The 10,147-nt window shown below is 64.3% G+C and carries 9 protein-coding genes; 5 read left to right on the top strand and 4 right to left on the bottom strand.

What is annotated here, in order from left to right; genetic code table 11:
- The 3 genes from ACMO6A_RS03315 to ACMO6A_RS03305 form a co-directional block, all read left to right on the top strand.
- Window positions 1–989 (top strand): Na+/H+ antiporter NhaC family protein (locus ACMO6A_RS03315; RefSeq protein ID WP_418470781.1); only part of this gene is annotated, 989 nt, incomplete at its 5' end.
- A 148-nt stretch (window positions 990–1,137) separates the two neighbouring features.
- Window positions 1,138–2,565 (top strand): amidophosphoribosyltransferase, encoded by a 1,428-nt coding sequence (locus ACMO6A_RS03310; protein ID WP_015760135.1) that lies wholly within the window; start codon window positions 1,138–1,140, stop codon window positions 2,563–2,565.
- Window positions 2,566–2,730: 165 nt separating this feature from the next.
- On the top strand, window positions 2,731–2,991 hold the full coding sequence (locus ACMO6A_RS03305) for a hypothetical protein (protein WP_015760134.1): 261 nt from the start codon (window positions 2,731–2,733) through the stop codon (window positions 2,989–2,991).
- Here the strand turns inward: ACMO6A_RS03305 and ACMO6A_RS03300 are convergent.
- Entirely contained in the window at window positions 2,982–3,662 is a 681-nt protein-coding gene (locus tag ACMO6A_RS03300; protein ID WP_015760133.1) for a Fic family protein, read from the bottom strand. The genes ACMO6A_RS03305 and ACMO6A_RS03300 overlap by 10 nt on opposite strands.
- A gap of 112 nt (window positions 3,663–3,774) precedes the next feature.
- On the opposite strand from ACMO6A_RS03300, the gene ACMO6A_RS03295 reads away from it, so the two are divergent.
- Window positions 3,775–4,185, top strand: coding sequence for a peptide deformylase (locus ACMO6A_RS03295; RefSeq protein ID WP_015760132.1), 411 nt, complete (start codon window positions 3,775–3,777; stop codon window positions 4,183–4,185).
- Between the two features lie 63 nt (window positions 4,186–4,248).
- Here the strand turns inward: ACMO6A_RS03295 and ACMO6A_RS03290 are convergent, their stop codons facing one another.
- From ACMO6A_RS03290 to ACMO6A_RS03280, 3 genes are all read right to left on the bottom strand, one after another.
- Window positions 4,249–5,238, bottom strand: coding sequence for a diaminopimelate dehydrogenase (locus ACMO6A_RS03290; protein WP_015760131.1), 990 nt, complete (start codon window positions 5,236–5,238; stop codon window positions 4,249–4,251).
- 500 nt (window positions 5,239–5,738) lie between these two features.
- Complete coding sequence (locus ACMO6A_RS03285) at window positions 5,739–7,037, bottom strand: IS256 family transposase (RefSeq protein WP_227101377.1); 1,299 nt, start codon at window positions 7,035–7,037, stop codon at window positions 5,739–5,741.
- Window positions 7,038–7,312: 275 nt separating this feature from the next.
- Window positions 7,313–8,035: a hypothetical protein gene (locus ACMO6A_RS03280; RefSeq protein ID WP_226844191.1), complete on the bottom strand. Its 723-nt coding sequence runs from the start codon at window positions 8,033–8,035 to the stop codon at window positions 7,313–7,315.
- Window positions 8,036–8,905: 870 nt separating this feature from the next.
- Between ACMO6A_RS03280 and ACMO6A_RS03275 the strand changes: the two genes are divergently transcribed.
- On the top strand, window positions 8,906–10,147 hold a 1,242-nt coding region (locus ACMO6A_RS03275; protein WP_418470780.1), incomplete at its 3' end, for a single-stranded-DNA-specific exonuclease RecJ.

The following is a 10,147-nucleotide window of genomic DNA, read 5'->3' as shown; positions in this document are numbered from 1 at the left end:
CCGTCATCCCCGCGGAGTTCTCCGTGCTGGTGCTGTTCGTGGTGAGCTGCTTCGTGTCGCTGGCCATGGGAACGTCGGTGGGCACCATCACGCTCATCACGCCCATCGCCGTGGCGGTGTCGTCTGCGTCCGGCTTCAGCCTGCCGCTGTGCGTGGCCAGCGTCATGGGCGGCGCCATGTTCGGCGACAACCTCTCGTTCATCTCCGACACCACCATCGCAGCCTGCCAAGGCCAAGGCTGCCAGATGAAGGACAAGTTCCGCGAGAACTTCAAGATCGCCCTACCCGCGGCCATCGTATCGCTCGTCATCATCCTCGCACTGTCGTTCGGCGCCGACCTCGGCGGCAGCGTCGTTCACGAGTACGACCTGATCCAGCTCATCCCCTACCTCATCGTGCTCGTCGGCGGCATCATCGGCGTGAACGTGTTCGTCGTGCTGTTGCTGGGCATTCTGTCGGGCTCTATCATCATGGTGGCCACGGGCGCCACTGCCGCCACCGACCTGCTGGCCAACATGGGCTCGGGTGCCGCAGGCATGTTCGAGACCACGATGGTGGCGCTTCTGGTGTCGGCCATCTGCGCGCTCATCCGCGAGTACGGCGGGTTCGTGGCGCTGTTGAACGGCATCAAAAGCCTGTTCAAAAGCAAGAAAGGCGGTCAGCTGGGCATGGGCTTGCTGGTGGGTGCCATGGACATCGCCACCGCGAACAACACCGTGGCCATCGTCATCTCGAACCCCATCGCCGCCGATATGGCGAAGACGTACGGCATCTCGAAGCGCAAGACGGCATCGCTGCTCGACACGTTCTCGTGTGTGTTCCAGGGCATCCTGCCTTACGGCGCGCAGATGCTCGTGGCCATCTCGGCCGCCACGGAGCTGGGTTTCGCGGTGTCGGCGTTCCAGATCATCCCGTTTCTGTTCTACCCGTTCCTGCTGCTGATCAGCTCGCTCGTGTTCATCTTCATCGTTCCGGACAAGAAGAGCTAACCGAAGAGGGAAAACGCTTCGCCACGAGGCGCGAACTCGTGCAGAAAACGCGGATCGTGGCCGCTCAGCGTTCCTTCGGACCGGCGGTAGCCGTATACTGATATTTTTGTTGGCACGGATTAGCGGCAGGCACAACGAAAGGCAAGCAATGGGCGGATTCTTTGGGGCGGCGGCGCATCACGACGTGGTGCTGGACGTGTTCTTCGGCGTGGACTACCACTCCCACCTGGGAACGAAGTGCGCGGGCATGATTTTCCACGACGCGGAGGAAGGATGCTTCCAACGCGAGATCCACTCGATCGAGAACACGCCGTTCCGCACGCGCTTCGAAGACGACCTGCAGGGCTTCCACGGTTGCAGCGGCATCGGCTGCATCAGCGACACCGACCCGCAGCCTTTGTTGGTGCGCTCGCACCTGGGCACGTTCGGCATCACCACGGTGGGCGCCATCAACAACGCCGAGGAGCTGGTGGAGCGCAACTTCGCCAGCGGCGGCCGCCAGTTCATGGCCATGAGCTCGGGCAAGGTGAACACCACGGAGCTCGTCGCCGCGCTCATCAACCAGAAGGACGACTTCGTCTCGGGCATCAAGCACGCGCAGGAATCCATCGACGGATCGCTCACGCTGCTCATCATCACGCAGGACGGCCAGATCATCGCCGCGCGCGACAAGATGGGCCGCTTGCCGGTGCTCATCGGCAAGAGCGATGACGGGTTCTGCATCTCGTTCGAGTCGTTCGCCTACCACAAGCTGGGTTATCGCGACGAATACGAGCTTGGCCCCGGCGAGATCGTGCTGGTGAACCCCGACGAGTACCGCACCATCTCCCCCGCAGGCGACAAGATGAAGATCTGCGCCTTCCTGTGGGTGTACTACGGCTACCCGAACTCGAACTACGAGGGCGTGAACGTCGAGGTCATGCGCTATCGCAACGGCGCCATCATGGCCCGCGACGAAGCCGCGACGGGCGGCGTGCCCGAGCTCGACTACGTGGCCGGCGTGCCCGACTCGGGCGTGCCGCACGCCGTCGGCTACGCGACGGAGTGCAAGACCCCCTTCGCCCGCCCCTTCATCAAGTACACGCCCACATGGGCGCGCTCGTTCATGCCGAGCAACCAGGAAGTGCGCAACCGCGTGGCGAAGATGAAGCAGATCCACATCCCCGAGCTCATCAACGAGAAGAAGCTGCTGTTCGTGGACGACTCCATCGTGCGCGGCACGCAGCTGAACGAGACGGTGGACTTCCTGTACAAGTGCGGCGCCGAGGAAGTGCACATGCGCTCGGCCTGCCCGCCCATCATGTTCAGCTGCAAGTACCTGAGCTTCTCCAGCAGCCGCTCCGACATGGAGCTGCTCGCGCGCCGCATGGTGGACCAGCTGGAAGGCGAGGAGGGCGTGCAGCACCTCGACGAGTACGCCGACGGCTCCACCGAGCGCGGCAAGTGCATGCTGAAATCCATCTGCGAGCAGATGGGCTTCGACTCGCTGGGCTACCAGTCGCTCGACGGCATGCTGGAAGCCATCGGCATCGATCCCGAGAAGGTGTGCACGTACTGCTGGACCGGCAAGGAGTAGCAAGCCGGATCGCTTGCACCAGCCAGCTTCGATCGTTCAAGCCCGACGGATTCGCCGTCGGGCTTTTTTCACGCTTGCACCGATGTCCCTATAATAGGACAAGCGAGGCGCGCGTTTCCTGTATCCTTCACAGCATACGAACGAGATGTCGACGAAGGAGACCTTATGAGCAACGCAGCCCTCGCACCGCTCCCCCAGCCCCGACAGCAGCACGGAGCCCACGCGCGCCCGACCCGCACGGTGGAGATCGAAGTCATCCCCGGCGGTCGGCTGCGCGAGGAACCGCGCCCGACCCGCAGAAAGGCCAGCTTGCTCGAAGGCATGCGCGGCATCGGCTTCGGCCTCGCCGGCAAGGAGCGCGCCGTCGCGGCGGCATTCGGAATCCTGTTCGCCCTTGCCGCCTTCGCGACTGCGATCTACTTTTGAGCAGCTTCCGCGAACAGCGCGATGCGTTCCTCCTCGTCATGGGACAGCGACCGGAACATCTCGGCAAGCCCGTCCGGGTCGCCGCCGGCAAGCATCGCAAGGTACTCGGCACGACGCTCGAACGGAACGACAACGGGAGCCAGTCCCGCCTGCAAGAGCCCGCGATTGACAAGTATCCTGCCCGTACGCCCATTGCCGTCTTCGAAGGGATGGATGCGCTCGAACCGGATATGGAAACGCGCCTCGCGCAGGTACGGATCGACGTCGTCGTCATGGTTGTACTCGTATACCAGCTGCATCATGAGCTGGTTCACCTGGTTCGGCTTCGGCGGAATGTGCTCTGCACCGCGGATAAGCACCGAAACCGTTCTGTAACCCCCGATTTCATTGATGTTCTTGTTGATAGCCCGCGCGATCTCCTTGACGAGCCTCTCGCTCAAGGGTGCCTGCATATCTTCGAGCGCAAGGCTCAACGCATATTTGTGGTTGATGGCCTCGTACAACTCTCGTGCAGTAGCGGTCACTTGCAACGAGTTGTCATTCCAGAGAATCGCATACGTTTCAGCGTACGAAAGCGTGCTGCCTTCGATGGCATTCGAATGATAGGTGCTCCTCGTTATAAAATCCTCGAAATACGCTCTATTGCCACGCATGAATGCGACTGCGTCCACGATCTGCGCCTCCCGTCTGTCAAGTTCACGTACACTATACCAAGAGAGTGTAGGAAAGCGAGCCTTGTCGCACCAAACGGCAAAGGCTCGTCACGTGGAGAGGTTTTTGGCGATGATTCGTCCCATCATGAGAAACGAGTTGGTTCTGCAGCGCGCGTCGGCACCGGCAACCGAGGCCGACCTGCCCATCGCGCAGGACCTGCTGGACACGCTGGAGGCGCATCGTCATTCCTGCGTCGGCATGGCGGCGAACATGATCGGCGAGCTCAAACGCATCATCGTCTTCGACGACGGCGGCTCGCACGTGGCCATGCTGAATCCCGAGATCATCTCGTGCGCCGGCACCTACGAGGCGGAAGAAGGCTGCCTGTCGCTTTCGGGCACGCGCTCCGCGACGCGCTATCGCACCATCAAGGTGAGCTACCAGGATCTCGCCATGAAGCCGCGAGTCAAAACCTTCACCGGCTTCACCGCCCAGATCATCCAACACGAGATCGACCACTGCAACGGCGTTTTGATCTAAGGCATCGAAAAGGCCCCGTCGCTGCAAACGACGGGGCCTTCGACATATCGGATGAGCGAATCGCTACAGCATCTCGGCGCGCAGCTGCTCGTCACTTTTCGCGGAGAGGTAGGCAGGGGCGATGTCGAACATCGTCTTGCACCCGACGGCGCCCTCGCGGCTCAAGCGGTGCGCGGCACGGGCGCAGGCCGCCAGCACGCTGCCGGTGAACTCGGGATTTGAATCCAGCTTGAGCGAGTACTCCACCACGTGGGTATGCTCGCCGTTCTGACCGGTCACACCCGAGCGGAACACGGAGCCGCCGTGTGGGATGCCGGCATGGTCGCGGTTCAGCTCCTCCTGCGAGATGAACGTCACCGTGGTGTCGTAGTCGGCGAAGTAGTTCGGCATCTCGACGATGGCCTTCTCGATGGCCGCCAGGTCGGCGCCCTCCTCGGCCACGACGAAGCACTCGCGCGTGTGCTTCTGACGCGTGGTCAGCTGCGGCTTCTCGCCGTTGCGCACGGCTTCGAGCGCCGAGGCGACGGGCACGGTGTACTGGCGCGCGTCGGCCACGCCTTCGATGCGGCGAATGGCGTCGCTGTGACCCTGCGAGACGCCGCGGCCCCAGAACGTGTAGTCCTCGCCCTCGGGCAGCACGCTGGATGCGTACAGGCGCGCGATGGAGAACATGCCAGGATCCCAGCCTGCCGAGATGACGGCCACCTTGCCGCCCACCTTCGCGGCGGCGTCCACGTCGGCAAAATGGGCGGGGATGTTCGCGTGGGTGTCGAACGAGTCGACCACGTTGAACATGCTCGCGCATGCGGGCGTCTGCTCGGGCAGGTCGTTCGCGCTGCCGCCGCACAGGACGAGCACGTCCACGTCGGCCTGATGGGCCTCCATATCGGCGGCGGCGAACACCGGCACGCCCTCGGTCAGCGGCTTCACCGTCGCCGGGTCGCGACGCGTGAACAGCGCCACCAATTCCAAATCGTCGTTCTGCCTGCAGGCCAGCTCCACACCGCGCCCCAGGTTGCCGTATCCGAATATGCCGACGCGCGTTTTCGTCATGTGCGCTCCTCACCGTGATGTTCCGAAAAGTACTCGTCAATGATGCACGGACGCAACCCGCATCGTCAACGTGCGCAGATCAACTCCAACAAAGCCCCACGGCGTTGAAATCTTTTGGAAACGAAAAGAAGGAGGGGCGCAGGGAGAGGTGCCAGCAGCTGCGAGACGGGAAGCGATCTTGCCAGCTTTTCACGGCTGGCGCATGCAACTGGGTTCATACGCACCAACACCAACGGCGGAACGAAACGCGGAGTCACAAAATTCACCGCTGTGAAGTCCGATGCAGGGTCTATCATCATCGAGACGATCAACGACCAGGGCAAACGCTCGGACAACTCGCTCGTTCGGGCACCAAAAGCCGCTTCCGAGCGCTCTGAACCCCAAAATCCCCTTCACAGCGGTGAATTTTGTGACTCCGCACCAGCAGATCGGCCGCGTCCCGAATCGTGGTGTATCAGGGCCATCGCCGGAGAATCGCCGGCACCCTTGCGAGGTGAATCTTAGCCTTCGTCCTCCTTCGGGTCAATGGCGCTCCCTATGATCTTGCGCGCCGCCTCGCGGGCGGCGAGCACCTCGGCCTCGCCGGGGGCCTCGCGCTCCTGGGCCTTCCAGGCGTGCGCGAGCGAGGGCCTGGAGATGACGCAGCGCGCCGACCACTCCTCGTCGGCCTCGATGAGCGCCGCTCCCACCAGGCGGATGAGCGACTCGCGCGAGGGGAACCCCTGCACGACGCGCGTCCTGCGCTTGATCTCGCGGTTGGCCCTCTCCTGGACGTTGTTGGTGCGGATCTTGGTGCGGTGCGTGGCCGGGAACGCCAGGTAGGCGAGCGCCGCCTCCTCGGCCTCCAAGAGCACGTTTCCGGCCGCCCTCGAGATCTTCAGCACCTCCTCGGTCGCCTCTTGGTAGCACGCCCGCACGAGGACGGGGCTCTTCTGCGCGAAGACGGCCTTCATGGCCTCGCGCGCCTTTCTCTGGTCGTCCTTCCTGTGGATGCGGCCCGCCACGTTGCGCATGAGGTGCGTGACGCAGCGCTGCCAGGCCGCTCCTTGGAACGTCTCGGCTATCGCCTTCGCGAGCCCTTCGTGGGCGTCCGAGACGACGAGGCGCACGCCGTCGACGCCGCGCGCCCTCAGGCCGGAGAGGAACGCCTTCCACCCGGCGTGGCTCTCCGTGTCCACGCAGTCCACGCCGACGAAGCGCTTGTGGCCCGTGTCGTCGAGCCCGATCGCGGTCACGACGGCCTGGGACGCCGAGCGCCCCTCCACGCGGCACTTCACGTAGGTGGCGTCGAGCCACAGGTAGGCGAAGCGCACCCCGTCGAAGCGCTGCCTCCTGAACGCGTCCACCTCGGCGTCCAGGCACTCGCACAGGCGCGACACCTGCGACTTCGACATCGACCTCACGCCGAGCTCGCCCGCGACGGCCTCCACCTTGCGCGTCGATATCCCCATGACGTACATCTCGGCCACCGCCGCGACGAGCGCCCGGTCCACCCTGCAGTAGCGCTCGATCAGGTCCTCGGGGAAGAACGAGCCTCGGCGCAGCTTCGGAATCTTGAGGGTGACGTCGCCCGCGGCGGTCGAGAGCCCCCGCTCCCGGTAGCCGTTGCGCGAGTTGACGCGCCCCTCGTCGCGCTCCCCGTAGGGGGCGTTGCACGCCTCGTCGGCCTTCGCCGACATCGCGGCGTTCGCCAGGAGCTCGAGCATCCTGCGCCCGAAGGCCTGCAGGTCGGTGCATTCCTCGAGGATCGCGAACGCGAGCCCCTTCACTTCGGGGTCGTTGAATAGTAGAGTGTCCATAGCGGGCATCGCCTTCCTTCGAATCTGTCTTTTGTGGTGATTGACGATTCTAGACGATGTCCGTTTTTCTCGGGCAGGCTTCGCCCGCCCTCCAGAAACGGATTGATACACCAACTTTCGGGACGCTACCGAGGATGCTTGCTTCGTGGGCGCAAATGGCTTCCCATGGCAATTTTGGTGGCGGTTGGCGCGTCGCTTCGGCTTCGTTGCGAAACGCGACCAGGCCTTTTGCCGACGGCGCGTCGGGCGAGCGCGCTTTAAGCGTCCGATTATTGTCATGGGTGCCGTTTTGCGCCCAGCATTTCCGGTCGCGTGGTGCCAAGCAGCTGAGATCGTAGTCTGATCTGCTTGAGTTCCCAATCGTGCGCTCGGGAGCGACATCTCGTTCCCAGCCGTTTCGCCATCGCATGGGCGACCTTGTCCATTTCCGACCTCGTGTGCAGTTGGTCGCTTGAAACGGTGATGACGAGGATGCCCGCGTACGCCAACGCGGTTCTGCGAGCCGAGTCCTTCTCCTGCTCGGCCTCCCCTGCATGGTGCAGCCGGCTGTCGTACTCGACATCGAGTTTCGCGTCGGGCCAGAACAGGTCGCAGCGGCATATTCGGCCCACGTCCCGTCCGCGCGCGTTCTCCGAGATGCGCACAGGGTGGTTCAGCGTTGCCGGGGGAAACCCGTAGCCGCCGAGGCGTCCCGGAAAGCTGCTGAGCATGGAAAGCTGCGATTCTTTGGGCGATTCCGAATTCTGGAGTATGTGCGGAACGGCTTTTCTCGCCGCGCCGACGCCGTTGACATCTTGCGTGCGGGAGAGGAGCGACTGCAGCTTCGGCACGGAGGTCAGGGGGAGCTGGTCGGGTGCCATGTTGCCGTCTGGCAGGGCAGGCAGCCGGTATCGTCCGCAGAACTCGTAGCCCGTTTCGACGAGGTTCGCTAAAGCGGCCGTGCGGGCTTCGAGCAGCAGGCACAGTTCGGGCGAGGCGACGAACACCCCGTCGCCCACGTTGACGAAAGCCGATGAGGGAATCCTTCGGTCGAACACGCTGCAGGTTATGCGTGCAGTGCGCACGCGTGAAAGCGCGTTGGGGACGATAAAGTGCGCGGGGTTCGCGTGTTGCGCGAGCCCGATGCGCTCGAGCCGTTCCAAATCGCCTGCGCTCGGCTTGGCTACGTCAGGCGAATCCGAGCGAAAGCTCCGAGGCTCGCCGCGGCGAGCGAGCAGCGCGCGCGTTTGGGAATGCGAGCGCTTGGCGCGCCAGAACTCCATCGACGAGGTATGTCCGAGAACGATTTCCATGCGTCCAGCGTACCATGGCAAGCCGGGTAATGGAAGAGCAAAAATGATGTTTGATCAGGCGTTATACGTTAGATTCACGTGAGAAGCGCGCTAGATCGGCGCTAGATCCGCGTGGAATTTCCGTTAGATTCGCGCTAGGGCCGTGCGAGGTTTCCGCTAGATCGGCGCGCCGCTCGCCCAGGCGCCTGCATGCCGTCATGCGGGCGATTCGATTGGAGCGCCCCGGTGTTCGTGGGCGCAAAAGGCCACCCATGGCAATTCTGATGGCGATTTTACCGAAGGACGGGCATGCGGGTTGTTCACCACCTGGGGTTTTGCTAGCTGTAGGCGTTGAAGCGTCGAAGAATCGCGCTGGAAATTGTCATGGGTGCCGTTTTGCGCCCACAACGGCGAAGTATGGTCGGCGGGGGTCGCGGAGATGTGCGTTCGCAGCGGGATCGCGGGATCCTGGGGTTGGGATGCGGGATCGCGGGATCCCGCCCGCGCCGCCCGCTCCTTTGCCGGTGACTTCGCCGTGCGATTGTGGGACAATGGGACGTGAACTATTCGAATTCGCGCATGTGAGGTATGAGAGCCATGTCTGCCCAGTTCAAGATCAAAGCGGCCGACCCCGCGTCCGTCGTGCGCCTGGAGCGCGAACTCGGTCTGCCCCGCTTCATCGCAGCGACGCTGGTCGCCCGCGGCATCGACAACCCCGCTGCGGTTCACCGTTTCCTCGCGCCGTCGCTCGAGCGCGACTGGCTGGACCCCTACATCATCCCCGGCCTGTCCGACGTGGCCGATGCCCTGGAAGCCGCCGTCAAGCGCGGCGACCACATCCTCGTGTTCGGCGACTTCGATCTCGACGGCATCTCGGCCACCACCGTGCTCACCCGCGGTTTGCGCGCCCTCGGCGCGCAGGCCACGCCGTTCATCCCGCTGCGCTTCGAAGAGGGCTACGCGCTGTCGCAGGCCGCCATCACGCGCGCGTGCTCGTTCGGCCCCGACTTCATCGTCACGGTGGACTGCGGCATCGCCTGCAAGGCGGAGGCCGCGGCCGTGGTGGAGGCGGGTCTGGGCCTGGCTATCACCGACCACCACGAGCCGGTGGACCTTGTGCCTGAAGGCGTGCCCGTGGCCGATCCGAAGTGCGACGCGAACTGCCCCAGCTCCATCCTGGCGGGCGTGGGCGTGGCCCTGAAGCTGGTGCAGGTGCTGGGCGGCCGTCTGGGCCAGCCGCACCTATGGCGCGACTTCACCGACTTCGCCACGCTGGGCACGGTGGCCGACCTCATGCCCATGCGCGACGAGAACCGCGCCCTCGTGTCCGACGGCATCGCGCGCATGAACGCCGCGCCGCGCCCGTGCATCGCCGCGCTGCTGGCCACCAGCGGCGCGGCCGACAAGCCCGTCAGCGCCACGAACCTCAGCTTCTCCGTCATCCCGCGCCTCAACGCCGCCGGCCGCATGGGCGACGCGCAGCTGGCGCTCGACCTGCTGATGACCGACGACTTCGAGGAGGCGAACCGCCTGGCCACGAAGCTGGAATCGGTGAACGATCAGCGCCGCGCCATCGAAGCCGAGCTGTCCGAGATCGCGAAGGCGCAGGCCGCCGAGATCTACCACGGCCAGCGCGCGCTGGTGGTGTCGGGCGAGAGCTGGCACGAGGGCGTGAAGGGCATCGTGGCAAGCCGCCTGGTGAACACGTACGGCGTGCCCAGCCTGCTGTTCACCATCGACGGCGACGAAGCGCGCGGCAGCGGCCGCAGCGTGGGCCAGGTCAGCCTGTTCTCGGCTGTGGAAAGCGCATCCGACCTGCTCACGCGCTTCGGCGGGCAC

The sequence above is a fragment of the Eggerthella sp. genome, from assembly GCF_048329335.1.
GTDB lineage: Bacteria > Actinomycetota > Coriobacteriia > Coriobacteriales > Eggerthellaceae > Eggerthella > Eggerthella lenta.
This window is presented reverse-complemented; position numbering and strand designations above follow the sequence as displayed.